Source organism: Belnapia moabensis DSM 16746 (assembly GCF_000745835.1).
GTDB lineage: Bacteria > Pseudomonadota > Alphaproteobacteria > Acetobacterales > Acetobacteraceae > Belnapia > Belnapia moabensis.
In genome coordinates this window covers 123,920-146,374 of the sequence record NZ_JQKB01000005.1, presented here as the reverse complement: position 1 = coordinate 146,374, position 22,455 = coordinate 123,920, and the positions used below count along the sequence as shown (strand labels likewise).

27 protein-coding genes are annotated in these 22,455 nt (G+C 71.0%); 11 read left to right on the top strand and 16 right to left on the bottom strand.

Annotated features, from left to right (window positions below; translation table 11 throughout):
• Positions 1 to 28 precede the first annotated feature (28 nt).
• Both EP26_RS04775 and EP26_RS04770 read left to right on the top strand, forming a co-directional pair.
• The gene (locus tag EP26_RS04775; protein WP_043336393.1) at positions 29 to 1,648 is read left to right on the top strand and encodes a benzoate-CoA ligase family protein; all 1,620 of its coding nucleotides are present in this window, start codon (positions 29 to 31) and stop codon (positions 1,646 to 1,648) included.
• Positions 1,645 to 2,040 carry a RidA family protein gene (locus EP26_RS04770; protein ID WP_043336391.1) on the top strand — a complete coding sequence of 132 codons (396 nt, stop codon included), beginning with the start codon at positions 1,645 to 1,647 and terminating at the stop codon, positions 2,038 to 2,040. Before EP26_RS04775 ends, EP26_RS04770 begins: the two co-directional genes overlap by 4 nt.
• Here EP26_RS04770 and EP26_RS04765 read toward each other — a convergent pair.
• Positions 2,027 to 2,434, bottom strand: a complete 408-nt coding sequence (locus tag EP26_RS04765) for a MerR family transcriptional regulator (RefSeq protein WP_043336387.1) — start codon at positions 2,432 to 2,434, stop codon at positions 2,027 to 2,029. The two genes, EP26_RS04770 and EP26_RS04765, sit on opposite strands and share 14 nt — an antisense overlap.
• Before the next feature lie 67 nt (positions 2,435 to 2,501).
• Between EP26_RS04765 and EP26_RS04760 the strand changes: the two genes are divergently transcribed.
• Positions 2,502 to 3,143 carry a cation transporter gene (locus tag EP26_RS04760; RefSeq protein WP_043336384.1) on the top strand — a complete coding sequence of 214 codons (642 nt, stop codon included), beginning with the start codon at positions 2,502 to 2,504 and terminating at the stop codon, positions 3,141 to 3,143.
• Positions 3,144 to 3,185: 42 nt separating this feature from the next.
• On the opposite strand, the gene EP26_RS04755 is transcribed toward EP26_RS04760, so the two are convergent.
• From EP26_RS04755 to pqqA, 8 genes are all read right to left on the bottom strand, one after another.
• Positions 3,186 to 3,422, bottom strand: coding sequence for a hypothetical protein (locus tag EP26_RS04755; protein WP_043336382.1), 237 nt, complete (start codon positions 3,420 to 3,422; stop codon positions 3,186 to 3,188).
• A gap of 17 nt (positions 3,423 to 3,439) precedes the next feature.
• Positions 3,440 to 4,564, bottom strand: a complete 1,125-nt coding sequence (pqqE, locus tag EP26_RS04750) for a pyrroloquinoline quinone biosynthesis protein PqqE (RefSeq protein WP_052388798.1) — start codon at positions 4,562 to 4,564, stop codon at positions 3,440 to 3,442.
• Entirely contained in the window at positions 4,561 to 4,830 is a 270-nt protein-coding gene (gene pqqD, locus EP26_RS04745) for a pyrroloquinoline quinone biosynthesis peptide chaperone PqqD (protein WP_043336379.1), read from the bottom strand. Before pqqD ends, pqqE begins: the two co-directional genes overlap by 4 nt.
• Entirely contained in the window at positions 4,827 to 5,558 is a 732-nt protein-coding gene (gene pqqC, locus EP26_RS04740) for a pyrroloquinoline-quinone synthase PqqC (RefSeq protein ID WP_043336376.1), read from the bottom strand. Before pqqC ends, pqqD begins: the two co-directional genes overlap by 4 nt.
• Positions 5,555 to 6,484: a pyrroloquinoline quinone biosynthesis protein PqqB gene (gene pqqB, locus EP26_RS04735; protein ID WP_043336368.1), complete on the bottom strand. Its 930-nt coding sequence runs from the start codon at positions 6,482 to 6,484 to the stop codon at positions 5,555 to 5,557. Before pqqB ends, pqqC begins: the two co-directional genes overlap by 4 nt.
• Positions 6,485 to 6,493: 9 nt before the next feature.
• Complete coding sequence (locus EP26_RS04730) at positions 6,494 to 6,820, bottom strand: c-type cytochrome (protein ID WP_052388797.1); 327 nt, start codon at positions 6,818 to 6,820, stop codon at positions 6,494 to 6,496.
• Positions 6,820 to 8,202, bottom strand: a complete 1,383-nt coding sequence (locus tag EP26_RS04725; RefSeq protein ID WP_245624291.1) for a PQQ-dependent sugar dehydrogenase — start codon at positions 8,200 to 8,202, stop codon at positions 6,820 to 6,822. Before EP26_RS04725 ends, EP26_RS04730 begins: the two co-directional genes overlap by 1 nt.
• Before the next feature lie 160 nt (positions 8,203 to 8,362).
• Positions 8,363 to 8,503, bottom strand: coding sequence for a pyrroloquinoline quinone precursor peptide PqqA (gene pqqA / locus EP26_RS36725; protein ID WP_211259374.1), 141 nt, complete (start codon positions 8,501 to 8,503; stop codon positions 8,363 to 8,365).
• Positions 8,504 to 8,554: 51 nt separating this feature from the next.
• Here pqqA and EP26_RS04715 point away from each other — a divergent pair, with 51 nt between their 5' ends.
• A complete protein-coding gene (locus EP26_RS04715; RefSeq protein ID WP_043336366.1) occupies positions 8,555 to 9,583 on the top strand; it encodes an aspartate-semialdehyde dehydrogenase in 1,029 nt (342 codons plus the stop codon).
• Positions 9,584 to 9,598: 15 nt separating this feature from the next.
• On the opposite strand, the gene EP26_RS04710 is transcribed toward EP26_RS04715, so the two are convergent.
• The 3 genes from EP26_RS04710 to EP26_RS04700 are packed head-to-tail and all read right to left on the bottom strand — an operon-like array spanning position 9,599 to position 10,824.
• Positions 9,599 to 10,060 carry a nitroreductase family deazaflavin-dependent oxidoreductase gene (locus tag EP26_RS04710; protein ID WP_211259373.1) on the bottom strand — a complete coding sequence of 154 codons (462 nt, stop codon included), beginning with the start codon at positions 10,058 to 10,060 and terminating at the stop codon, positions 9,599 to 9,601.
• 32 nt (positions 10,061 to 10,092) lie between these two features.
• A complete protein-coding gene (locus tag EP26_RS04705) occupies positions 10,093 to 10,410 on the bottom strand; it encodes a DUF6496 domain-containing protein (RefSeq protein WP_043336365.1) in 318 nt (105 codons plus the stop codon).
• A 12-nt stretch (positions 10,411 to 10,422) separates the two neighbouring features.
• A complete protein-coding gene (locus EP26_RS04700) occupies positions 10,423 to 10,824 on the bottom strand; it encodes a ferredoxin (protein WP_043336364.1) in 402 nt (133 codons plus the stop codon).
• Positions 10,825 to 10,957: 133 nt separating this feature from the next.
• On the opposite strand from EP26_RS04700, the gene EP26_RS04695 reads away from it, so the two are divergent.
• Positions 10,958 to 11,323, top strand: coding sequence for a phasin family protein (locus EP26_RS04695; protein ID WP_043336363.1), 366 nt, complete (start codon positions 10,958 to 10,960; stop codon positions 11,321 to 11,323).
• A 22-nt stretch (positions 11,324 to 11,345) separates the two neighbouring features.
• Here EP26_RS04695 and EP26_RS04690 read toward each other — a convergent pair whose 3' ends face one another.
• The 3 genes from EP26_RS04690 to EP26_RS04680 are packed head-to-tail and all read right to left on the bottom strand — an operon-like array spanning position 11,346 to position 14,286.
• The gene (locus tag EP26_RS04690) at positions 11,346 to 12,146 is read right to left on the bottom strand and encodes a crotonase/enoyl-CoA hydratase family protein (protein ID WP_043336361.1); all 801 of its coding nucleotides are present in this window, start codon (positions 12,144 to 12,146) and stop codon (positions 11,346 to 11,348) included.
• The gene (locus EP26_RS04685; protein WP_084112322.1) at positions 12,143 to 13,147 is read right to left on the bottom strand and encodes an acyl-CoA dehydrogenase family protein; all 1,005 of its coding nucleotides are present in this window, start codon (positions 13,145 to 13,147) and stop codon (positions 12,143 to 12,145) included. The genes EP26_RS04690 and EP26_RS04685 overlap by 4 nt, the downstream gene beginning before the upstream one ends.
• Positions 13,147 to 14,286, bottom strand: a complete 1,140-nt coding sequence (locus EP26_RS04680; RefSeq protein ID WP_043336359.1) for an acyl-CoA dehydrogenase family protein — start codon at positions 14,284 to 14,286, stop codon at positions 13,147 to 13,149. Before EP26_RS04680 ends, EP26_RS04685 begins: the two co-directional genes overlap by 1 nt.
• Before the next feature lie 123 nt (positions 14,287 to 14,409).
• Here EP26_RS04680 and EP26_RS04675 point away from each other — a divergent pair, with 123 nt between their 5' ends.
• The gene (locus tag EP26_RS04675; protein WP_043336358.1) at positions 14,410 to 16,731 is read left to right on the top strand and encodes a xanthine dehydrogenase family protein molybdopterin-binding subunit; all 2,322 of its coding nucleotides are present in this window, start codon (positions 14,410 to 14,412) and stop codon (positions 16,729 to 16,731) included.
• A complete protein-coding gene (locus EP26_RS04670; protein ID WP_043336534.1) occupies positions 16,728 to 17,864 on the top strand; it encodes a 2-methylaconitate cis-trans isomerase PrpF family protein in 1,137 nt (378 codons plus the stop codon). Before EP26_RS04675 ends, EP26_RS04670 begins: the two co-directional genes overlap by 4 nt.
• Before the next feature lie 63 nt (positions 17,865 to 17,927).
• Here EP26_RS04670 and EP26_RS04665 read toward each other — a convergent pair whose 3' ends face one another.
• Positions 17,928 to 18,671, bottom strand: coding sequence for a sulfite exporter TauE/SafE family protein (locus tag EP26_RS04665; RefSeq protein WP_211259372.1), 744 nt, complete (start codon positions 18,669 to 18,671; stop codon positions 17,928 to 17,930).
• A gap of 88 nt (positions 18,672 to 18,759) precedes the next feature.
• Here EP26_RS04665 and EP26_RS04660 point away from each other — a divergent pair, with 88 nt between their 5' ends.
• The 4 genes from EP26_RS04660 to EP26_RS04645 are packed head-to-tail and all read left to right on the top strand — an operon-like array spanning position 18,760 to position 22,437.
• Positions 18,760 to 19,803: a hydroxyacid dehydrogenase gene (locus EP26_RS04660; RefSeq protein WP_043336532.1), complete on the top strand. Its 1,044-nt coding sequence runs from the start codon at positions 18,760 to 18,762 to the stop codon at positions 19,801 to 19,803.
• Positions 19,800 to 21,230 (top strand): amidohydrolase family protein, encoded by a 1,431-nt coding sequence (locus EP26_RS04655; RefSeq protein WP_043336354.1) that lies wholly within the window; start codon positions 19,800 to 19,802, stop codon positions 21,228 to 21,230. Before EP26_RS04660 ends, EP26_RS04655 begins: the two co-directional genes overlap by 4 nt.
• Positions 21,227 to 21,496, top strand: coding sequence for a hypothetical protein (locus tag EP26_RS04650; protein WP_043336353.1), 270 nt, complete (start codon positions 21,227 to 21,229; stop codon positions 21,494 to 21,496). The genes EP26_RS04655 and EP26_RS04650 overlap by 4 nt, the downstream gene beginning before the upstream one ends.
• Positions 21,493 to 22,437 (top strand): CobW family GTP-binding protein, encoded by a 945-nt coding sequence (locus EP26_RS04645; RefSeq protein WP_052388796.1) that lies wholly within the window; start codon positions 21,493 to 21,495, stop codon positions 22,435 to 22,437. Before EP26_RS04650 ends, EP26_RS04645 begins: the two co-directional genes overlap by 4 nt.
• Positions 22,438 to 22,455 lie beyond the last annotated feature (18 nt).

Sequence of the window (22,455 nt, the reverse complement as noted above, 5' to 3'; positions counted from 1 at the left end):
CGACTGCACTCCGGGATGGGAGGTAGCGATGGATGGCATGATGATGGAGACCGTCTCGGCGCATGTCGATGGCTTCGCGCGGGAGCGGTTGCCGCCGCGGGAGATGTGGCCGGAGTTCCGATTCACCTTGCCGCAGCTGCGCTACCCGGCGCGGGTCAATTGCGCGAGCGTTCTGCTGGATGGGAAGCTCGCCGCGCGGGCCGATCATCCGGCGCTGGTGACGCCTGCGGAGACGCTGACCTATGCGCAGCTTGCGGAGCGGGTGAACCGGATCGCCAATGTGCTGGTGCATCGCACGGGGCTGGTGCCGGGCAACAGGGTGCTGCTGCGGGGGGCGAATACCGCCTGGATGGTGGCGGCCTATTTCGCGGTGCTGAAGGCGGGCGGAATCGTCGTCGCCACCATGCCGCTGCTGCGCGCCAAGGAACTGGGGCAGATGCTGCGGAAGGCGCGGATCACCCATGCGCTGTGCGATTCCAGGTTGCGCGAGGCGCTGGCCGAGGCGGAAGCGCCGGACCTCGCGCATGTGCTGCATTGGGGGGATGGGGAGCTGGAGGGGCTCTGCGCCGGGGAAAGCCCCGAATTTGCCGCCTGCGATACGACAGCCGACGACATATGCCTGATCGGCTTCACCTCGGGCACCACGGGGGAGCCGAAGGGGACGCTGCATTTCCATCGCGACATGCTGGCGATCTGTGACGCCTATGGGCGGGAGGTGCTGCGGCCGGAGCCCGCCGACGTGTTCATCGGTTCGCCGCCTCTGGCCTTCACCTTCGGGCTCGGGGGGCTGGTGCTGTTTCCTTTCAGCGTCGGGGCGACGGCGGTGCTGCTGGAGCGGGCGTCGCCGGACGATCTGTTGCCGGCGATTGCGCGGCATCGGGCGACGGTGTGCTTCACCGCGCCGACTGCCTATCGGGCGATGGCGGCGAAAGCCAGCGAGCACGACCTGTCGTCGCTGAGGAAGTGCGTGTCGGCGGGAGAGGTCTTGCCGAAGCCGATCTTCGAGGCATGGCGGGCGGCGACGGGCCTGCCGCTGATGGATGGGATCGGGGCGACGGAGATGCTGCACATCTTCATCGCCGCGCGGGAGGAGGAGATCCGGCCCGGCGCGACCGGGCTGCCAGTGCCGGGCTACGAGGCGAAGGTCGTCGATGCGGATGGCGAGGAGGTGCCGCGCGGCGTCGCGGGGCGGCTCGCGGTGAGGGGGCCGACGGGTTGCCGCTACCTCGATGACCCGAGGCAGGCGCGCTATGTCGAGCGCGGCTGGAACATCACCGGGGATACCTACATCCAGGATGAGGACGGCTATTTCTGGTACCAGGCGCGGAGCGACGACATGATCGTCTCCGCCGGCTACAACATCGCCGGGCCCGAGGTGGAGGCGGCGCTGCTGACGCATCCGCTGGTGCGGGAATGCGGGGTGGTCGGCGTGCCCGACGATGAGCGGGGGATGGTGGTGAAGGCCTTCGTCGTGCTCGAGGACGGCGCTGTCGGCGATGCGGCGACTGTGCGGGCCTTGCAGGAGCATGTGAAGGCGGAGATCGCGCCCTACAAGTATCCGCGCCGGATGGAGTTCGTGGCGGGCCTGCCGCGGACGGAGACCGGCAAGCTGCAACGCTTCGCCTTGCGTCAGGGAGAGGTCGCGTGAGTCTCGAGAGCCTTCAGCCGCCGAGCTGGCCGCAGCCGAAGGGCTATGCGAACGGCATGGCGGGACGCGGCAAGACCGTGCTGCTCGGCGGGCAGATCGGGTGGGATGCCGAAGGGCGTTTCGCCGGTGCCTTCATCGGGCAGGTGGAACAGGCGCTGCGGAACATCCTCGCCGTGCTGGCCGAGGCGGGGGGCGGGCCGGAGCATATCGGGCGGATGACCTGGTACGTCACCGACATGGCGGAGTACCGGGACAGCCTGAGGGCGCTGGGGCTGGTCTACCGCGCCGTCATGGGGCGGCATTTTCCGGCGATGACGCTGGTGCAGGTGGTGGCGCTGGTGGAGCCGGAGGCGCGGGTCGAGATCGAGGCGACGGCGCTCATTCCGGAGTGAGCGGCACCAGCGTCTCGATGATGCGGCAATCGGCGACGGTATTTTGGCGGCAGCGGCCGATCACCTCCGTCAGCTCGTCGCGGAGCGCGGTGAGGTCGGCGATCTTCCGCTCGACCTCGGCGAGGTGCTCGCGGGCGATGGCGTCGACGGCGTCGCAGGGCCGGTCCCGCTCGTCGGCGAGGTGGAGCAGGGTGCGGACCTGGTCGAGCGGGAAGCCGAGGTCGCGGGCGCGGCGGATTAAGCTCAGCCGGCCGAGTTGAGCAGGATCGTAGCTGCGGTAATTGCCCGTGGTGCGGGCGGGCGCGGGCAGCAGGCCGATCCGCTCGTAGTAGCGGATGGTCTCCACCTGCGTGCCCGTGGCCCGTGCGAGCGCGCCGATCGACAAGCCTTCCATCGCCTTGACCCTGTAGCCGCTACAGACCCTATCTAGGCGGCCATATCGGACGGGACGAGGTGATGCCATGGCGGGATGTTGCGGGCCGGAGGGCTGCTCCTCCACGCCGTCGCCGAATACGCCGCAATGGCGGCGGGCGCTCTGGATCGCGCTGGCGGTGAATGCGGGGATGTTCCTGGCCGAGATCGGCGCGGGCGTGGCGGCGGGCTCCGCGTCCTTGCAGGCGGATGCGATCGACTTCCTCGGCGATGCGGCGAATTACGGCATCAGCCTCGGCGTGGCCGGCATGGCGCTGGCTTGGCGGGCGCGGGCGGCGCTGGTGAAGGGCTGGTCGCTCGGGCTGCTCGGGGCCGGGGTGCTGGCCTCGACCGCGTGGCATGCCTATGCGGGTAGCCTGCCGGGTGCGGGAACGATGGGTGTGGTTGGGCTGCTGGCGCTCGTCGCCAATGCGGGGGTGGCGCTGATGCTGTACCGCTACCGCGAGGGCGATGCGAATATGCGCTCGGTCTGGATCTGCTCGCGCAATGACGCCCTCGGCAACATCGCAGTGCTGGCGGCGGCGGCGGGGGTCTTCGGCACGGGCACGGCCTGGCCGGACCTGATCGTCGCCACGGTCATGGCCGCGCTCGGGATCAGCGGTGGGTGGCAGATCGTGCGGCAGGCCCGGGCGGAGCTGCGGGTACCGCAGGGCGTTGCGGCACCGGCCTGAGGGGCCATGCCCCGAGCGGGCTCCGCCCGGGGCGACCGCCGGTCAGATGGGGTTAGCGCCGGGCATGGGCTCGCCCTCGTCCGGCATCGGATCGGTGACGGGCATGCTGGTGGTGTCGTCCTTCCAGCTGTTGCGGCGCTTCATCGCCTGGCGGGCGAGGCAGGCGCCACCCACGGCGGCCGCGCCGAGGCCGAGGCCGGTGAGGAAGGCGAAGCTGGCGACGACCATGCCGGTGGTCGTGGCAGCGGCGGCGGTGGTGGCGGCGGCGCGCATGAACATGCTGGTGTCTCCCGGGTTCAGGCTAGAGGTGGGGCCGGTACAGGCTGAGGCAAGCGGCCGGGCTCGCGGCCAGGCTCGCGATAGGTGAAGGCCTCCCCGGCCCGGTCGGAGGCTTCCAGCGCCAGGGCGAGCAGCGCGTGGTGGGGCGAGAGCGAGCAGGCGGGGTCGGTCGCGGCGGCGTCGCCGGTGAGGGCGAAGGCCTGGCAGCGGCAGCCGCCCCAGTCCTGCTCGGCGCGGGCGCAGCCCTGGCAGGGCTCGGGCATCCAGCCGGTGCCGCGGAAGCGGTTGAAGGCCTCCGAAGTGTCCCAGGCGGCGCGGAGGGTGGTGGTGCGGGCGTTGGGGAAGTCGAAGCCGGGAAGGCTCTCCGCCGCGTGGCAGGGGAGGATGCGGCCGGCGGGGGAGACGGCGAGGAAGCGCTGGCCCCAGCCGCCCATGCAGGATTTCGGGCGGGTCGCGTAGTAGTCGGGGACCACGTAGTCGATGACGAGGCGGCCGCGATGGGTGGCGCGGGCGGCCTCCACCGTTGCCGTCGCGGCGTCGAGCTGGGCGCGGGTCGGCATCAGGGCGTCGCGGTTGGCGAGCGCCCAGCCGTAGTACTGGACATGGGCGACCTCCAGCCGGCCGGCGCCGAGGGCGAGGGCGAGGTCGATCATCGCCGGGAGGCGGTCGAGGTTCTGGCGGTGGACGACGGCGTTCAGCGTCAGCGGCAGGCCGGCTTCGGTGACCAGATGGGCGAAGGCGAGCTTCTTCGCATGGCCGCCGCGATAGCCGCCGATGCGGTCGGCGGAGGTCGGCTCGGCGTCCTGGATGGAGAGCTGGACGTGGTCGAGGCCGGCCTCGGCCAGCGCGTCGAGGCGGGTGCCGTTCAGCAGGACGCCGGAGGTGATGAGGTTGGTGTAGAGGCCGGCTTCGCTGGCGGCGCGGACGAGGTCGAGGATGTCGCGGCGGGCAGTGGGTTCGCCGCCGGAGAGGTGGATCTGCAGGCAGCCGAGATCGGCGGCCTCGGCGAAGATGCGGGACCAGGTGGCGGTGTCCAGCTCCTCGCCCGGGCGGGTGAGCGCGGTCGGGTTGGAGCAGTAGGGGCAGCGCAAGGGGCAGCGATGGGTGAGCTCGGCCAGGAGGGCGAGCGGGGGGGCGGTCATGTCGTCACAACGCCCTTGGCGGCCAAATCGTCCAGCATGGTGGTGATGTCGGCGAGGATTTCCTCGCGCGGGGCCGAGTAGCGGGCGGCGAGGGTGTCGGCGATGGCGGCGAGGCTGCTGGTGCCGTCGAGCAGGCGGATGACCTCGAGGGCGATCTCGTCGGGAACGAACATGCGCTCGGGGCCGAGGACGACCCATTGGGCGCGGGCCTTGTCCTCGCGGAGCTTCATGCCGCGGGCGAGCTTCGGGATCGACTCCGGACTCATGGGCGGAAGGCGCCGGGAGGCGGCAGGGCGGGCTCGACATAGGCGAAGTGGAGGGCGTCGAGCTGGGCCCAGAGCAGGTCGCATTTGAAGCGGAGGGCGGCGAGCACCTGCTCCTGCTCGGCGCGGGTGCGGGCCTCGCGCTTCACGTAGCCGAGGGCGAAATCGACGTCCTGCGGCGCCTGGGTGAGGCGGGGGGTGAAATAGGCCAGCGTCTCCTCGGAGACGAAGTCGTAGTTGCGGAGCATGCCGGAGACGCGCTCGGAGATGATGGCGGGGGAGAACATCTCGGTCAGGGAGGAGGCGATGGCTTCGAGGATGGAGCGGGATTTCACGAAGTTCACGTAGGCGTCGACGGCGAAGCGGGTGCCGGGGAGCAGGCCTTCGAGCGAGACGACGTAGGCGCGGTCGAGGCCGAGGCCGTCGGTGAGCTTCAGCCAGCGCTCGATGCCGCCGGGATGGGTGCCGTCGCCATCGTGGTCGACGATGCGGCGGCGCCATTCGCGGCGCAGCTCGGGCGTCGGCAGGCGTGCGACGAGCGAGGCGTCCTTCGCAGGGATGCTGGCCTGGTAGTAGTAGCGGTTCAGCGCCCAGGCCTGGACCTGGGCCTTGGTCAACTTCCCGTTGTGCAGCAGGCGGTGGAAGGCGTGGTGGACGTGGTAGCGCTCGGCGCCGATCGCCTCCAGGCGGGCGTGGAGCTCGTCGGGGCTCAGCAGTTCGGTGTCGGTCATGGGGTGACCTCCATGCCGTCCTCGGCGACTTCCCAGCCGGCGGCATGGACCGCTGCGCGCTCGGGGCTGTCGTCCAGCAGAACGGGGTTGGTGTTGTTCAGGTGGATGAGGATGCGGCGGCGGATGCCAAGGCCCTCGCAGGCGGCGAGCACGCCCTCGGGGCCGGAGATGCTCATATGGCCCATGCGGGCGCCGGTCTTGGGGCCGGCGCCGGCGCGGATCATCTCGTCGTCGCGCCAGAGGGTGCCGTCGATGAAGAGGCAGTCGGAGTCGCGGAGGCGGGCGGCCAAGGCCGGGGTCATGGCGGCGCAGCCGGGAATGAAGTGGAGGCTGCGGCCATGGGCGGAGAGGCGGAGGCCGATGGTCTCGCCCTCGTCGGCGCGGCCGGGGTCCCTGCCCTGCTCGGCGAAGAGCGGGATCTTGCCGGGGACGGCGTAGGCCTCGACCGTGAGGCCGAGGGGGGTGCCGCCGGCATCCGTCAGCGGCAGGGGCGCATCGAGCGGCAGCGGGCGACGGGGGACGAGGTCGGGGTTCACCGCGAGGAAGATGGGATTGGCGGCCAACACATCGAGGGATTGCGGGGCGCCGTAGAGGGCGAAGGGATGGCCTTCGCGGAGCGTGAGCAGGCCGGTGATGGTGTCCACCTCGGCGCCGGTGAGGACTACGGCGGCGATGGGGGAGTGGCGGATGGCGCCGTCGCGCGGCTTCGGGTGGAGGGCGGGGGTCGCCTGGAGCTGGGCGCGGAGGTCGGGCGAGGCGTTGAGCAGGACCCAGCGCTCGCCATCGGCCGTCACAGCGAGGGAGGCCTGGGTGCGGGGGCGCGCGGCAGGGTCGCCGGCGCGGGCGCGGAGGCAACCGGGGCCGGCGGAATTCCATTGGGGGAAGCCGCCGCCGGCCGCGGCGCCGAGGACGATGGCGTGGAGCATGCGGGGAGACTAGCGCCCCGGGGGCGTGGCCGTCACCTCGATGGCAGCGTACCAGGCGGCGAGGTTGGCGATGTCGGCCTCGCTCAGCGCGGCGGCCATGAGGTTCATCTGCTCGTGGACGCGGAGCTTGTCGCGGAAGGCGCGGAGCTGGGCGGCCAGGTAGGTGGGATTCTGGCCGGCGAGGTTGGGGGCATCGGGCTGCACGGCGATGCCGTCATTGCCGTGGCAGACGGCGCAGCGGCCGCCGGCGAGGCGGCGGCCGGCGCGGGCGTCGCCGTCCTGCGCGAGAGCGGGGCTGGCCAGGAGAAAGGCCAGCCCGAGATACGCGAGCCGCATCAGCGGCGGCGGTCGTAGGAGATGCGGTAGACGGCGCCGGCCATGTCGTCGGAGACCAGCAGGGAGCCGTCGCGCAGCGTCGCCACGTCGACCGGGCGGCCGAGATACTCGTTGGTCTCGGAATCGAGCCAACCTTCGGCGAAGGGCTTGTGCTCGCGCACCGTGCCGTCCTGGTTGAGGAAGGTGACCATGATGCGGGCGCCGATGGGCGTCGTGCGGTTCCAGGAGCCGTGCTGCGCGTTGAAGATGGCGCCGCGGTACTCCTCGGGGAACATGCGGCCCTCATAGAAGGTGAGGCCGAGATCGGCGGCGTGGGGGGCGGTCTCGACCACGGGGGGAACGGCCTCGGCCGGGGGCTGGGCGGTGCGGTACTCGTTGGTGCGGACGGTGCCGCCGCCATACCAGGGGAAGCCGAAATTCTGGTTCGCCGCGGTGATGCGGTTCAGCTCGCCGGGCGGGGTGTCGTCGCCCATGCCGTCGACCTGGTTGTCGGTGAACCAGAGCTCGCTGGTGCCCGGGCGGAAGGCGATGCCGACGCTGTTGCGGATGCCGCGCGCATAGACCTCGCGGTTCTGGCCGTTGCGGTCCATCCGCACGATGCCGCCGATGCCGACGCGGTTGTAGGTCTCCATCTTGGCCGGTGCCGGCACGTTGAAGGGCTGGCCGAGCGAGATGTAGAGCTTGTTGTCCGGGCCGATGCGGCAGACGCGGGCGCCGTGGTTGAAGCTCTCCTCCGCCGCGGGGATGAGCCCTCCTTGCGGAACGACCACCTCGGCGGCGACGTCGGGCGTCTCGTAGAAGAACTCGGCCGCGGGGAAGGCGATGACGCGGTTGTGCTCGACGATGTGCAGGATGCCGTCGGGCGAGAAGCAGAGGCCGTTGGGGACGCTGAACTGCACCGAGGGGGCGAAGACCTTCACCTCGTCGGCGACGCGGTCGCGGTCGCGGTCGGTGATGGCCCAGACGCGCTGCTTGCGGGTGCCGACGAAGACGACGCCGGAGGAGGGGCCGACCGCGATGTGACGCGCGTCGGGGACGACGGCGTAGAGCTCGATGCGGAAGCCTTCGGGCAGGCGGATGGATTCGAGGTTGCGGCGGATCGCGTCGGCGCGGCGGCCGTCCTGCGGCACCGTCTCGATCTGCATCGAGGTGCCGGTGGTGCGGAATTGGCCGAGGCGGTCGAGGTTGTTCTGGCTGGCCCCGGCATTGGGCACGGGGCCGGGTGGGGGCGGGCGGACGGCGGGGCTGGTCTCGCCGGGGACGGCGCCGCCCGTGTTGGTGGGGGCGCGGCCCGGTTGGGCCTGGTTCTGGGCCTGATTCTGGGCGACGGCCGGCGCGGCCACGGCAATGGCGGCGCCGAGCAGGATGGCGAAATGCTTCATGGGTCCCTCCCCGCTTCCGCCTTCACGGCGGTTCGCCCGGGAGCATGCGCAGGCAAGCGGCGGCGGCGGGATGACATCGCCGTGAGGAAAAGGACCGGTCGCGACAGCGCCGCGCCGAAGGGGTGCCCCGGCGCGGCGCTGCGTTAGCCTAGATCGGCGGTCAGCCGATTTCGGCGCAGGCGTAGCTGTTGATTTCGAGGGCGAGCGAAACTTCGGTCACCCGCGGCTTCTTCCAGGCCATGATATCCTCCATCGGAGTTGGTGGCCGCTTGATAGTGGGGCCGGGATCGGCGATGGGCAAGCATTCGCTGAGGCCGGACGCGCCGAAGCGGAAGGATGCAAGGAGCAGGGCATGAGCTACAGGGTCGCGGTCGTCGGCGCCACCGGAGCGGTGGGGCGCGAGATCTTGAAGACCCTGGCGGAGCGGGACTTCCCCGTCCGCGAGGTGGTGGCGCTGGCCTCGGCGCGCTCGGTGGGGGCGGAGGTGTCCTTCGGCGAGAAGTCGGTGCTGAAGGTCAGGAGCCTCGAGAGCTTCGACTTCAAAGGGACGGATATCGCGCTGTTCTCGCCAGGCGCGGCGATCTCGGCGGTGCATGCGCCAAGGGCCGCCGCCGCGGAGTGCCTGGTGATCGACAATACCAGCCGGTTCCGGATGGAGCACGACGTGCCGCTGGTGGTGCCGGAGGTCAATCCGCAGGCGCTCAAGCGCCTAGGAAAGCGCGGCATCATCGCCAACCCGAATTGCTCGACGATCCAGATGGTGGTGGCGCTGAAGCCGCTGCACGACATCGCGCGCATCAAGCGCGTCGTCGTCTCGACCTACCAGTCCGTCAGCGGCGCGGGGAAGGAGGGGATGGACGAGCTGTTCAACCAGACCCGCGCCATCTACGTGAACGATGCGACGGTGCCGGAGCAGTTCACCAAGCCGATCGCCTTCAACGTCATCCCGCATATCGACGTCTTCCAGGAGGACGGGGAGACGAAGGAGGAGTGGAAGATGGCGGTGGAGACGCGGAAGATCCTCGACCCGGACATCGCCGTCATCGCCACCTGCGTCCGGGTGCCGGTCTTCGTCGGGCATGCCGAGGCGGTGCATGTGGAGTTCGAGGTGCCGATCAGCGTCGAGCAGGCGACCGAGGCGCTGCGGGACGCGCCGGGGGTCCAGCTCGTCGACAAGCGGGAGGATGGCGGCTACGTCACGCCGATCGACGCGGCGGGCGAGGATGCGGTCTTCGTCAGCCGGCTGCGGCGCGACCCGACGGTGCCGCATGGCCTCGCCTTCTGGTGCGTCAGCGACAACCTGCGGAAGGGGGCGGCGCTGAACGCGGTACAGATCGCCGAGCTGGTGGTCGAGCAGGGGATCGTGGAAGGGAGGCGCTAGGCGCCTCCCCGTCGGTTACGAGACAGGGTCGAGCATGACGACGGGGATCTCGCGGTCGGTCTTCTTCTCGTAGTCGGCATAGGGCGGCCAGAATTCGAGGGCCTGCTTCCAGAGGCGGGCGCGCTCCTCGCCGGAGACGGTGCGAGCGCGGACGCGGCGGTGCTCGGTGCCGACCTGCACCTCGGCATCCGGGTTGGCGACGAGGTTCTTGTACCAGCCGGGATGGTCGGGCGCGCCGCCCTTTGAGGCCACGATGACGTAGCCGTCGCCGACCTTGCCGTAGAAGAGCGGGAAGATGAAGCGCTCGCCCGACTTGCGGCCGGTGGTCGTCAGCAGCAGGGCGGGGACCACCATCTCGGCATAGCCGGGGGGCGTGACCTTGTACATGTGGCCGTCGGTGCCGCCGCTCGAGAGGTAGCGTTGGATGTGGTCCAGCATCCATTGCGGCAGGTTGGGGGCGATCTTGGCGTCGGGCATGGTCTCGGCTCCTCGCTGCGGGTCCGCCAAGGCTAATGCGCGTTGAGGGCGCGGACCAGGGCGGGCTTGTCCATGCGCGAGCGGCCGGGGATGCCGCGGCGGCGGGCCTCCTCCATCAGCTCCGCCTTGGTCTGGGCGCTGTCCTGCTCACGCGCCTTGGTGCGGTGGAGGTTACGGCGGTTGCGGGCGAGGGTTTCATCGCGCGAGGCGCCGGCCTCGTGGAGCGCGATGGCAACGGCCTGGCGCTGGTTGCGGACGGGGGCGCCGCGGCTGGTCTCGAGGTCGCCTTCCTTGAACTCGCGCATGACGCGCTCGATGGTCTCGCGCTGGGGCTTGGATTGCTTCGCCATGGCATAGGCCTCCTATTTCATGGCATCGAGAAGGGACTGGCAAGCCTCGGCGCAGGCGTCGCAGGCCTCGGCGCAGATACGGCAATGGGCGTGCATCTCGGCATGCTCACGGCACTCGTCGGCGCAGGCGCCGCAGGCGATGATGCAGGCCTCGAGCGCGGCCTCGGTCAGGGCGCGGTTCGGCTTCGTCATGCGGGAGACGATGCGCCCCGTGGCGGCGCAGAGGTCGGTGCAGTCAAGGTCGAGGCGGATGCAGTAGAGCAGCATCGCCGGGTCGCGCTCCGCCATGCAGGCGTCGGCGCAGCTGGTGCAGCTCTGGGCGCAGTCGTTGCAGGCGGCGATGCAGGCCTCGATCGCCGCCAGCGCCGAGGGCTGATGGGGCTGGTTGCGGAGCATCTCGGAGAGATGGGTCATGCTGGCGCGCCTCGGTCTGATGATGCGGGGACAACGCAGGCGGGCAGCGCGGCGTTCACTTCAGGCTGGCGCAGGCTGGGTGGCATCAGGCAAGCTGGCCTTGGTACGGAAACGCAAGAACACGAGGTCGGCCATGGATGGATCGGCGCGGCGGAGCTTCCAGCCTCTGGTTCCGGAGCCGCCGGACCTGATGGCGCTGCAGCGGCACGGGCTGGAGGTGGTGGTGGCGGCGAACCGGCTGGCGCTCGGCTGGCTGCGGAGCGCGGCCGAGCAGCAGGCGGCGGCCAGCCGGCGGACCTTCGAGGAGATGAGCGAGGCGGCGCGGCGGGTGGCGGCGGCCGGGGTCGGGCCGGATCAGGCCGAGGCGATGCTCGCCATGCTGGACCAGGCGCGGCGGCTCGGGCTGGAGACGGCGGAGGAGCTGGCCCGGCTGATGGAGCGGGTGCAGGGCGAGGCGCTGGAGCTGATGGACCGGGCGATGCGGGTGGAGGGGGAGTAGGCGCCGGAGGCGCCTACCCTGGTCAGCGGCCGGTGAAGGTGGGCTTGCGCTTCTCCAGCATGGCGTTGACGGCTTCCTTGTGGTCCTCGGTCGTGTGCGCGAGGGCCTGGAAGGCGGCGGACATCTCGAGCAGCGTCGAGAGGCGGGTGTGCTGGCCCTCGCGCAGCAGCTTCTTCGTCATGCGCACCATCTCGGGAGGGTTGGCGGCGATGCGGGCGGCGAGCGCGCCGGCGGCGGCCATCAGCTCCTCGTGGGGGACGACCTTGGAGACGAGGCGGACTTCCTTGGCCTCCTGCGGGCTCAGCAGGTCTCCGGTAAAGCTCATCTCGGCGGCGACGGACATGCCGACGACGCGCGGCAGCAGCCAGGCGCCGCCATCGCCCGGGACGATGCCGACCTTGACGAAGCTCTCGGCGAAGCTCGCCTTATCGGAGGCGATGCGGATGTCGCACATGCAGGCGACGTCGAGGCCGAGGCCGATGGCGGGGCCGTTCACCGCGGCGATGGTGGGGGCGTCGCAGTCGTAGAGGGCGTTGGCCATGGCCTGAACGCCGCGGCGGTAATTCTCGCGCACATCGGCATGGCTGCCCTCGAGGATGCCCTTTCGGTCGCGCATGGCCTTGAGGTCGCCGCCGGCGCAGAAGGCGGTGCCGGCGCCGGTGAGGATGACGGCGCGGACCGAGCGGTCGCGGTTGATGCGATGGACGGCGGCGACGACGTCGTCGCAATCGGCGAAAGTGGAGATGGCGTTGCGCTTCTCCGGCGCGTTGAGGGTCAGGGTGACGATCGGGCCATCCTGCTCGTACTTCACGTAGTCGGTCATGCGGCGGGTTCCTCGTCGCGGCTGGTGAGGTCGGCCCAGAGATGCGCGCCGCCGCGGGCGAGCGCGGCATCGCCGATGCGGCGGGCCCAGAGCCGCTCCGGCTCGGCGCCGTCGCGCCAAGCCCAGATGCGGCGGGTGAAGAGGTGCAGCGGGTGCTCGTCGGTGAAGCCGATGGCGGCGTGGACCTGGTGGACGATCTCGGCGCCGGTGCCGCCCGCTTCGCCGGCGACGATCTTGGCGGCGGCGATCTCGAACTCGGCGCCGGCGAGGCCGCGGCGGTCGGCGGCGCGGCCGGCATTGGCGACGGCGACGCCGGCCGCCGCCACTTCGCCGGCGCAGCGGGCGAGGAGCTGCTGTACGGCCTGGAAGCCGCCGATGGGGCGGCCGAATTGCTTGCGGGTGTTGGCGTAGTCCACCGTCATGTCGAGCACGGCCTCCAGGGCGCCGGCGATGCGGGCGGCGTTCAGCAGGGCGCCGGCGAGCAGGGCGGCGTCGGGGCCGTAGGCGGCGGGGAGGCGGCCTTCGGCCAGGGGCGTGCCGAGGACTGGCTGGTCGGCGGGTTCGCGGGCGATGAGGCCCCTGCCCTGCTGCCAGTCCGTGGGGGCGTGAAGGGTGGCCTCGCCGCCGGGCGCGAGGGCGAGGTGGCCGGCGCGGCGGCCCCAGGCGACGGCCTCGCCCGGCAGGGCGAGGGCGATGAAGCCGGTGGGGGGCGAGATGCCGGCGGCCGCCAGGAGGCCGGCGGCGGCCATGCTCTCGCCGAGGGGGATGGGCGCGGCGTGGCGGCCCATCACCTGCCAGAGCGCCGCGGCATCGCCCCAGCCGAGGCCAACGCCGCCTTGCTCCTCGGGGACGAGGGCGAGCGGGAGGCCGAGGGCTTCGGCTTCGGACCAGAGCGCCTCGGGCCAGGTGCCGGCCTCGGCGGCGCGGAGGGTGGCGGGGTCGGAGCGGTCGGCGAGCAGGCGGCTGACCTGCTCGACCACCATGTCGCGGATGTCGCTCATTAGCGGAGCCCCAGCTGGCGGGCGATGATGCCGCGCAGGATTTCGCGGGTGCCGCCGCGCAGGCTGTAGCTGCGGGCGACCATGGTCATCAGGCCGAGCATCTCGATCACCTGCGGCGGGGTGCGGGCGGGGTCGACCAGGCGGCGGATGGTCTCGGGCAGGGCCTGCTCGAAGTCGTTGCCGGCATCCTTCACCAGGGCGGCCTCACGGGCGGGGGTATGGCCCTCCTGCAGCATGCCGGCGACGGAGAGGGACATCTGGCGGAGGGTGGCGGCGCGGGCCAGCAGGCGGCCGACGGCCTCGGGGGCGGCGGGCTCGGCGCGGAGGTCGTCCAGCGCCTCGGTCAGCAGGGGGAGTGAGGAGAGGTAGCGTTCGGGGCCGGCGCGCTCGAAGGCGAGCTCGGCAGTCGCCTGTTCCCATCCGTTGCCTTCCTGGCCGACCAGCATGCTGTCCGGGACGAAGACGTCGTCGAAGGTGATCTCGTTGAAGCCGTCCTGTCCGACGAGGTCGAGGATCGGGCGGATGGTGAGGCCGGAGCTGCGGAGGTCGACTAGGAACTGGCTGAGGCCCTGGTGCTTCGCCTTCGGGTCCGGTGCCGGGGCGGTGCGGAGGAGCGCGATCATGAAGTCGCAGCGATGGGCGCTGCTGGTCCAGACCTTACGGCCGTTCACCTTCCAGCCGCCGGGGACCTTCTCCGCCTTGGTGCGGAGGCTGGCGAGGTCGGAGCCGCTGTCGGGCTCGGAGAGGCCGATGGCGAAGGCCATCTCGCCGCGGATGATGCGGGGGAGGAATTCGCGGCGCTGCTCTTCGGTGCCGAGGCGGAGGATGAGGGGGCCGGACTGGCGGTCGCCGATCCAGTGGGCGCCGACGGGGGCGCCGACGGCGAGCATTTCCTCGAGCACCACGTAGCGCTCGAGGGCGGTGCGCTCGCCGCCGCCATAGGCCATCGGCCAGGTCATGCCGATCCAGCCGCGCTTCCCGACCTCGCGGGAGAATTCGCGGTCGAAGCCCATCCAGGAATAGGCGGGGACCATCGGGGGCCAGTCGCGGCCGGCCTCGGCGAGGAAGGCGCGCAGCTCGGCGCGGAGGGCGGGCGCCTCGGCGGGCGTGTCCCGGAGCGGGAATTGAAGGCTGGGCATGGACGTTCTCCCTTGCCTCGATTGGTGCCCCGGATCGGGCGCGGGCGCTACCCCCCTTCCCTGCTCCCCCTCGACAGGCGGGGATGGCGGGGGTTTGCTGGCAGATCAGGAGGGCGCGCATCCATGGAGAAGTTCGGGATCGGGCAGCCGGTGCGGCGGAAGGAAGACGTGCGGCTGCTGACCGGACGGGGGACCTATACGGCCGATATCGACCGGCCGGGGCAGGTCCATTCCTATGTCCTGCGCTCGCCGCATGCGCATGCGCGGGTCGTCTCGATCGATACGGTGGAGGCGATGGCGGCGCCGGGGGTGCTCGCGGTGCTGACCGGGCTGGATGCGGCGAAGGACGGCATCGGGCACTTCCCGGCGATGGTCGAGGTGCCGGGCAAGGGCGGCACGAAGCTCTTCTCGACGCCGAGGGAGATTTTGCAGACGCGGAAGGTGCGCTTCGTCGGCGACCCGGTAGCGCTGGTGGTCGCGGAGACGCGGGCGCAGGCGCAGGATGCGGCGGAGCTAGTGGAGGTCGAATACGAGATCCTGCCGAGCGTCACCGAGACGGGCGCGGCGCTGGAGCCGGGGGCGCCGGTGATCTGGGAGGAGAATGGCGGCAATCTCTGCGTGCTCTGGGACAGCGGGCGCGAGGCGGAGGCCGAGGCGGGGCTGGCGCGGGCGGCGCGGACCGTCTCGATCGAACTGGTGAACAATCGTCTGGTGGGCAATCCGATGGAGCCGCGGGTCGCCATCGGCGAGTACGATGCGGCGACGGGGCGATACACGCTGCACTCGCCGACCCAGGGCGTGATGCGGGTGCAGGACGGGCTGGCGCGGCTGGTCCTGAAGGTGCCGAAGGATCGGGTGCGCGTCGTCTCGCCGGATGTGGGCGGGGGGTTCGGGCTCCGGGGGAAGATCCACCCGGAAAGCGGGATGGTGCTTTGGGCCGCCAGGCGGGTCGGGCGGCCGGTGAAATGGGTCAGCGACCGGAGCGAGACCTTCCTCTGCGACCCGCACGGGCGGGACCATGTGACGCGGGCGCGGATGGGCTTCGACGCCGAGGGGCGGATCACGGGAGTCGCCATCCGCACCTTCGCGGCGATGGGGGCCTATCTGCAGGATTTCGGGCCAAGGGTGCCGACCGTCGCGGGCGGGCGGATCATGGGCACGGTCTATGACATCCAGGCGCTGAATGCGCAGGTGAGCTGCGTCTTCACCAATACCTCGCCAACGGATGCCTATCGCGGGGCGGGGCGGCCGGAGCAGGCCTATGTGCTGGAGCGGCTGCTCGACCTAGGGGCGGCGGAGCTGGGCATCGGGCGGGAGGAGATCAGGCGCAGGAACTACATCCGGCCGGAGCAGATCCCCTATGTGAACGTCGTCGGCAATGCAATCGACAGCGGGTTCTTCGCGGAGACGCAGGCAAGGGCGATGGCGCTGGCGGACTGGGATGGGTTCGCGGCGCGGAGGGCCGAAGCGCAGGCGCGGGGGAAGCTGCGGGGGATCGGGCTCGGCTACTTCATCGAGGCTTCGGGCGGGCAGCCGAGCGAGTGGGCACGGGTGCGCTTCGAGCAGGATGGGACGGTCTCGGTCACCGTGGGAACCTTCAGCCATGGGCAGGGGCATGAGACGACGTTCGCGCAGGTGCTGCACGAGAAGCTCGGAATCGATTTCGACAAGGTGAGGCTGGTGCAGGGCGACACGGACGTCGTCGAGGCGGGGAACGGCACGGGCGGGTCGCGCAGCTCGCAGATGGGCGGCGTCGCCGTCGCGCGGGCCTCGGAGCTGGTGATCGCCAAGGGGCGGCGGCTGGCGGCGCATCTGTTGGAGGCCGCGGTCGATGACGTGGAGTTCGAGCGGGGCGTGTTCCGGGTGGCGGGGACGGATCTGAGGGTTGGGTGGGATCGCGTCTATCAACTGGCGCAGGAGCCACCGGAGGGCGAGGCGGCGGGGCTCGACGAGGCGCTGCTCTATACGCGGAACACCGAGTGCAACTTCCCCAATGGCTGCCATGTGGCGGAGGTGGAGATCGACCCGGAGACGGGGCAGGTTTCGCTCGCGCGCTATGCGGCCGTCGATGATGTGGGGAATGTCATCAACCCGATGCTGGTGCATGGGCAGTCGCATGGCGGGATCATGAGCGGGATCGGCCAGGCGTTGCTGGAGCATGCGGTCTATGACCGGGAGAGCGGGCAGTTCCTCAGCGCGAGCTTCCAGGACTACTGCATGCCGCGGGCGAGCGATGCGCCCGACTTCGAGCTTGGGTTCCATGTGGTGCCGTGCCCGAACAACGACCTCGGGGTGAAGGGCGCGGGCGAAGGCGGTTCCTGCGGGGCACCGCCGGCGATCGTCTCGGCGGTGTGCGATGCGCTGGGCGTCGCGCATATCGACATGCCGGTGACGGCGGAGAAGGTGTGGCGGGTGTTGCAGTCCAGGCGGCAGGTGGCGGCATGACTCAGCGATTCATCCCGGCGGCCTTCATTCGCGGCGGGTCGTCGAAGGGCGTGTTCTTCCATGCGCGGGATCTGCCGCGTGACAGGGGAGAGATCGATCCGGTGCTGCTCGCGGTGCTGGGGAGCCCGGACCCGTATGGGCGGCAGCTCGACGGGATGGGGGGCGGGATTTCCTCGCTCTCCAAGGCGGTGATCATCGGGCCGCCGACGCATCCGGATGCGGATGTCGACTACACCTTCGCGCAGGTGGCGGTGGACAGGCCGATCGTCGATTGGAAGGGGAATTGCGGGAATCTCTCGGCTGCGGTCGGGCCGTTCGCCGTCGACGAGGGGCTGGTGCGGGTGGCGGATGGGGAGGCGCTGGTGCGCATCCATCAGGTCAACACGCGGAAGATCATCCATGCGCGGTTTCCGGTGCGGGATGGCAGGGCCGAGGTGCGGGGGGATTTCGCCATCGCCGGCGTGGCCGGGACGGGGGCGCGGATCAGGCTCGACTTCCTGGCGCCGGGGGGGACGCAGACTTCGGGGCTGTTGCCGACGGGGCGCGTCGCCGATGTGCTGGAGGTGGAGGGGTTCGGCTCGGTGCGGGCGACGCTGGTGGATGCGGGGAATCCGGCGGCCTTCATCGATGCGCGGGATGTCGGGATGACGGGCGGGGAGAGCCCGGAGGAGATCGAGGCGCGGGGCGAGCTGATGGCGCTGCTGGACCGCATCCGGCGGGTGGCGGGGGTTGCCATGGGGCTGGCCGATGCGCCCGAGAGGGTGGGGTTGGCAGCGCCGCGGATCGCGCTAGTGGCGGGACCGCTGGCGGCGCGGACGCTGGATGGGGCGGTGCTCGATCCCCTCTCGCATGAGGTGACGGTGCGGATGCTGTCGATGGAGCGGCCGCATCGGGCGGTGCCGATGACGGGGGCGATGGGGCTGGCCGTCGCCTGCCGGGTGGAGGGGAGCATCCCACATGCGCTGGCGGGACGCGGGGTGCGGCCGGAGGAGATCCGGGTGGCGCATCCTTCGGGGATGCTGACGGTGGGTGCCGAGGTGGAGTGGCGGGCGGAGGGGTGGCATGCGGAGAGTGCCGTGGTGTTCCGCACCCAGCGGCGGCTGATGCAGGGGGCGGTGGCCGTACCAGCTTGACTAAGGGGGTTTAGGGGCCTCTCGGCCTTTGGCGGGAGGAGTTTGAGGAGGGCGGCGCCCTCCTCAACCGAGCAGCTTCGGCAGGCTCGATGCCAGGAGCGCAGCACCGGAGGCCGCCAGCAGCGCCAGCACCACGCGCTGGAAGCCGACATCGCCGAGGCGCCGGTAAGCGGCGGCGCCGAGCAGCGCGGTGGCGATGACGATGGGGAGCATCACCGGGAAGAGCCAGGCGGCGCGGGCGGAGACGGTGCCGGTCAGCAGGTAGCCGGCCATGGTCGTCGTGTGCATGGTCAGGAAGACGAGTTGGAAGACGCTGCGTTGGGTCGCGCGGTCCCAGCCGCGGAGGACGCACCAGAGGGTCGGGATCGGGCCCGGCAGGCCGCCGAGGCCGCCCATGATGCCGCCGAGGAAGCCGGCCACGCCATCCGCCACCGGGCCGCCGAAGGTGATGCGCGGCAGGCGCGCGGCGAGCAACATCGCCGGGCACCAGAGGATCAGCAGGGCGCCGAGCCCGGCCTGGAAGAGGCGCGGGTCGACCATCGGCAGCAGCCAGACGCCGACCGGCACGCCGGGCAGGCCGCCGAGGATGAAGGGGATGGCGCGGGGGATGGCGGAGATCTTCAGCATCCGCATGCCCATCGCCTGCCCGATGAGCGAGCAGAAGACGACCAGCGGGCCGGCGATGGCGGGCTCCAGCGCCCAGGACCAGAAGGCCATCGCCACCAGGCCGAAGGCGAAGCCGGAGACGCCCTGGATGAAGCCGGCCAGCGCGCCGCCGAGCACCACGATGGTCATCGCCAATGTCACGCCGGCGGTCCTTGAAATGTCAGGCTGCGGGTTTTCGCGCGGGGCGGCGGGGGATACAACCGGGGCAAGCAACATCGAGGGGAAGGTCATGCGCCGCTTTCGTGTCGGCTACCTGTCGCATCTGCCGCATCGGGCCTTCCTCGACACCGCCGCCGGGTGCGCGGCGCTGGAGGTGGTGCGGATTCCGCTCGACCAGCCGGAGGAGGCCGTGCTGGCGGCGCTGCGGGAGGTGGACGGGTATTACTGCATGGCCTCGCGGGACGAGCTGCCGCGGCGGTTCCATGTGAACGACGCGTTGCTGGAGGCGCTGCCGGGGCTGCTGATGGTGGGCAGCACCGGGGCGGGCTACGACACTGTCGATCCCATCGCCTGCACGCGGGCGGGGGTGCTGCTGGTCAACCAGGCGGGCGGCAATGCGGAGGGCGTCGCCGAGCACGCGGTCGGCATGATGCTCTCGCTGCTGAAGCGCATGCCGGAGGCGCAGGCGGCGATGCGGGCCGGGCGGGCGCAGAGCCGCGAGGCGCTGATGGGGCGGGAGCTTAGGGGGCGCACGGTCGGGCTCGTCGGCATCGGGCATGTGGGGACGCGCGTCGCCGAGATCGTGCGGCTGGCCTTCGGCTGCACGGTGCTGGCCTGCGATCCGTATCTGGATGCCGCGACCATCGCGGCGCGGGGGGCGCGGAAGGTGGAGATGGACGAGTTGCTGGCGGAGAGCGATGTCGTCAGCCTGCACCTGCCGCTCTCGCCCGAGAGCCGCGGGATGATGGGCGCGGCGAGCTTCGCGCGGATGAAGCAGGGCGCCATCTTCGTCACCACGGCGCGGGGGCATATCCATGACGAGCCGGCGCTGGCGGAGGCGCTGGCCTCCGGGCATCTGGCGGGAGCCGGGCTCGATGTCTGGGCGCAGGAGCCGCCGCCGCCCTCGCATCCGCTGCTGCAGTTGGACAACGTGATCATAACCCAGCACACGGCGGGGGTGACGCAGGAGAGCCGGGCGAACATCACCCGCATCGCGGCGCTGGCCTTCGCTGATGCGGCGGAGGGCAGGCTGCCGCCGCGGGTCATCAACCCGGATGTGCTGCCGCGCTACCAGGAGCGGCGGGCGGCCGCCTTTGGGGGGACAGGGGCATGATCGATCTCATCGTCAGCGGGGATTGCGTCGTCACGCCGCATGCGATCGGACCGGCGGATGTGGCGATCGGGGGCGGCAAGGTGGTGGCCGTCGCCGAGCGAGGCGGCTTCCCGGTGCCCGAGGGGGCGCGGCATGTCGATGCGACGGGGAAAATCGTCATGCCGGGCGGCATCGACCCGCATACGCATTGCCTTTGGCCCGTCGTCGTGCCGGATGGGACGCCGACGCTGACGCAGGGGCCGTCGGTCGTCGGCCGCGCGGCGCTGTTCGGGGGGACGACGACGATCATCGACTTCACCCGCTGGACGCATGGGCAGAGCGTGCAGGGCGCGATCGAGGCGCGCATGGCCGACTGGCGGGCGGATGGCTGCGCCTGCGACTGGGCGCTGCACACCATGGTGGAAGGTGATTTGCCGCCGGAGGTGCCGGGGCAGCTCGGCGAGGCGATCGAGGCGGGGCATGCTTCGGTGAAGATCTTCACCACCGACATCACCCCGAGCCGCAAAGGGCGGATGGTGGATTTCGGCGACATCTGGGAGGTGTTCCAGGTGCTGTCGCGCAAGGGTGGGCTCGGCGTCATCCATGCCGAGGACAACGACATCGTCATGCACATGTACGCCAAGCTGTTCCGCGAGGGGCGGGCGGGCTTCGAGAACATGGCGGAGGTGCACAACACGCTGTCCGAGGACCTCTCCTTCCGCCGCGTGCTGCGGCTGGCGGAGAAGGTGCCGGGGACGGCGCTCTACATGCTGCATGTCTCGGCGGCCGATGGCGTAAGGGCGATCCGCGAGGCGCGGGCGCGCAACCAGCCGGCCTATGGCGAGAGCCTGCATCAATACATGCTCTACACCTCGGACGACTACAAGCGGCCGAACGGGCAGATGTATCACACCTATCCCTCGCTGAAGTCGCAGGCGGATCAGGACGAGCTGTGGCGGGGCGCGATGGACGGGACGATCAACTGCGTCGCCACGGACGAGCTGTGCTGTTCCCTGGCGGTGAAGACGCAGGGGAAGCGGATCGACGACACCACGGGGGGAAATTCCGGCGTCGAGCCGCGGGTGGCGGTGATGTATTCGGAGATGGTGGGGAAACGGGGCTTCTCGTTGCGGCAATTCGTCGATGCAGTCTCGACCAATGCGGCGCGGATCATGGGAATGTATCCGCGGAAGGGCTGCATCGCGCCGGGGGCGGATGCGGACATCTGTATCCTCGACCCGGCGCTGCGGCGCGAGGTGCGGGCCGAGGCGATGCATGAGAGCGACTACTCGCCCTGGGAAGGACGTCAGGTGGATGCTTGGCCGGCAATGACGATCCTGCGTGGGAAGGTCGTCGTCGAGGGTGATCGCTGGGTCGGGGACGAGCGAGGGGGCGAGTGGATTTCGCGCAGCATCCCCGACGAGATCAGGGCCGGCGCGGCGCCGTGACGCCGCCGGAGCTGCGCGACCTGCTTTCCGATGCGCTGGCGCTGTGGGAGGTGCCGGGGCGCGTCGCCGTCTTCGAGGGGGGCGTGGAACTGGGCGGGCTGCGGGTGACGGCGGCCGCTCGGGATGATTTGCCGATCCGCTGGTGGATCGAGCGGGCGGGGCAGAGGCGGCCCTGCACCTCCGTCTCCGGGTTGCTGCGGGGGGTGCGCAATGCGGTCGGCGCCGGCGAGGGTGAGGCGCGCCGACTCAGGGTGGCGGGGGCGTGATTCCCGTCTCCGTCGTCACCGGCTTTCTCGGGGCGGGGAAGACGACGCTGCTGCGGCGGGTACTCGCCGATCCGGACTGGGCGGATAGCGCCGTCATCGTCAACGAATTCGGCGAGGTGGCGCTCGACCATGAGCTGCTGGCGGCGAGCGAGGAGGTGCTGGTCAATGTCTCGACCGGCTGCCTCTGCTGCCTGGTGCGGACGGATCTCGGCACGACGCTGATGGAGCTGGCGCGGAAGCGGGCGGCGGGGGAGGTGCCGGCCTATCGGCGGGTGCTGGTGGAGACGTCGGGCCTGGCCGATCCGGCGCCGATCCTGCATGCGCTGATGACGGAGGCACTGGTGATTGAGACGCATCGGCTGATATCGGTGGTGACGCTGGTGGATGCGGTGGTGGGGACGGCAGTGCTGGAGCGGCATCCGGAGGCGCGGCGGCAGGTGATGCTGGCGGACCGGGTGCTGGTGACCAAGCCCGATCTCGGCGATGCGGCGGCGGCGGAAGCCGCGGTGCGGGGGTTGCAGGCGGGGCTCGCTGTCAGGGCGGCCGTGCGGGGGGCGGTGGAGCCGGAATGGCTCTTCGCGCCGGGCGATCCGGTGGTGCCGGTAGAGGCGGTGGCGCGGCACAGCGAGGGCGTCGGGAGCATCGTCATCGAGCGGGAGGCGCCGGTGGCGGCGCTGGCGCTCACCCTCTGGATGCAGGCGCTGGCGGAGCATGCGGGGGCGAAGCTGCTGCGGCTGAAGGGCTTGGTGGCGCTGGCCGAAGAACCAATGCGGCCGATGGTGGTGCATGCGGTGCAGCATCTGGTGCATCCGCCGGAGTGGCTCGCGGAATGGCCGGGGGGCGAGCGGCGGACACGGATCGTGCTGATCGGCCAGGGGATTCCGCAGCACTTCCCGGCACGGCTGCTGGCAGCGATCGAGGCGGAGGTCGCTGCGGCCTGAGGCGGCGGCTTGCCCCCT

Bases quoted from the DNA above. Each gene is read 5' to 3' on its own strand.
- EP26_RS04775 (WP_043336393.1), top strand. From the start codon at position 29: ATGGATGGCATGATGATGGAGACCGTCTCGGCGCATGTCGATGGCTTC.
- EP26_RS04765 (WP_043336387.1), bottom strand. From the start codon at position 2,434: ATGGAAGGCTTGTCGATCGGCGCGCTCGCACGGGCCACGGGCACGCAG.
- EP26_RS04760 (WP_043336384.1), top strand. From the start codon at position 2,502: ATGGCGGGATGTTGCGGGCCGGAGGGCTGCTCCTCCACGCCGTCGCCG.
- EP26_RS04755 (WP_043336382.1), bottom strand. From the start codon at position 3,422: ATGTTCATGCGCGCCGCCGCCACCACCGCCGCCGCTGCCACGACCACC.
- pqqE (WP_052388798.1), bottom strand. From the start codon at position 4,564: ATGACCGCCCCCCCGCTCGCCCTCCTGGCCGAGCTCACCCATCGCTGC.
- pqqD (WP_043336379.1), bottom strand. From the start codon at position 4,830: ATGAGTCCGGAGTCGATCCCGAAGCTCGCCCGCGGCATGAAGCTCCGC.
- pqqC (WP_043336376.1), bottom strand. From the start codon at position 5,558: ATGACCGACACCGAACTGCTGAGCCCCGACGAGCTCCACGCCCGCCTG.
- pqqB (WP_043336368.1), bottom strand. From the start codon at position 6,484: ATGCTCCACGCCATCGTCCTCGGCGCCGCGGCCGGCGGCGGCTTCCCC.
- EP26_RS04730 (WP_052388797.1), bottom strand. From the start codon at position 6,820: ATGCGGCTCGCGTATCTCGGGCTGGCCTTTCTCCTGGCCAGCCCCGCT.
- EP26_RS04725 (WP_245624291.1), bottom strand. From the start codon at position 8,202: ATGAAGCATTTCGCCATCCTGCTCGGCGCCGCCATTGCCGTGGCCGCG.
- EP26_RS04715 (WP_043336366.1), top strand. From the start codon at position 8,555: ATGAGCTACAGGGTCGCGGTCGTCGGCGCCACCGGAGCGGTGGGGCGC.
- EP26_RS04710 (WP_211259373.1), bottom strand. From the start codon at position 10,060: ATGCCCGACGCCAAGATCGCCCCCAACCTGCCGCAATGGATGCTGGAC.
- EP26_RS04705 (WP_043336365.1), bottom strand. From the start codon at position 10,410: ATGGCGAAGCAATCCAAGCCCCAGCGCGAGACCATCGAGCGCGTCATG.
- EP26_RS04700 (WP_043336364.1), bottom strand. From the start codon at position 10,824: ATGACCCATCTCTCCGAGATGCTCCGCAACCAGCCCCATCAGCCCTCG.
- EP26_RS04695 (WP_043336363.1), top strand. From the start codon at position 10,958: ATGGATGGATCGGCGCGGCGGAGCTTCCAGCCTCTGGTTCCGGAGCCG.
- EP26_RS04690 (WP_043336361.1), bottom strand. From the start codon at position 12,146: ATGACCGACTACGTGAAGTACGAGCAGGATGGCCCGATCGTCACCCTG.
- EP26_RS04685 (WP_084112322.1), bottom strand. From the start codon at position 13,147: ATGAGCGACATCCGCGACATGGTGGTCGAGCAGGTCAGCCGCCTGCTC.
- EP26_RS04680 (WP_043336359.1), bottom strand. From the start codon at position 14,286: ATGCCCAGCCTTCAATTCCCGCTCCGGGACACGCCCGCCGAGGCGCCC.
- EP26_RS04675 (WP_043336358.1), top strand. From the start codon at position 14,410: ATGGAGAAGTTCGGGATCGGGCAGCCGGTGCGGCGGAAGGAAGACGTG.
- EP26_RS04670 (WP_043336534.1), top strand. From the start codon at position 16,728: ATGACTCAGCGATTCATCCCGGCGGCCTTCATTCGCGGCGGGTCGTCG.
- EP26_RS04660 (WP_043336532.1), top strand. From the start codon at position 18,760: ATGCGCCGCTTTCGTGTCGGCTACCTGTCGCATCTGCCGCATCGGGCC.
- EP26_RS04655 (WP_043336354.1), top strand. From the start codon at position 19,800: ATGATCGATCTCATCGTCAGCGGGGATTGCGTCGTCACGCCGCATGCG.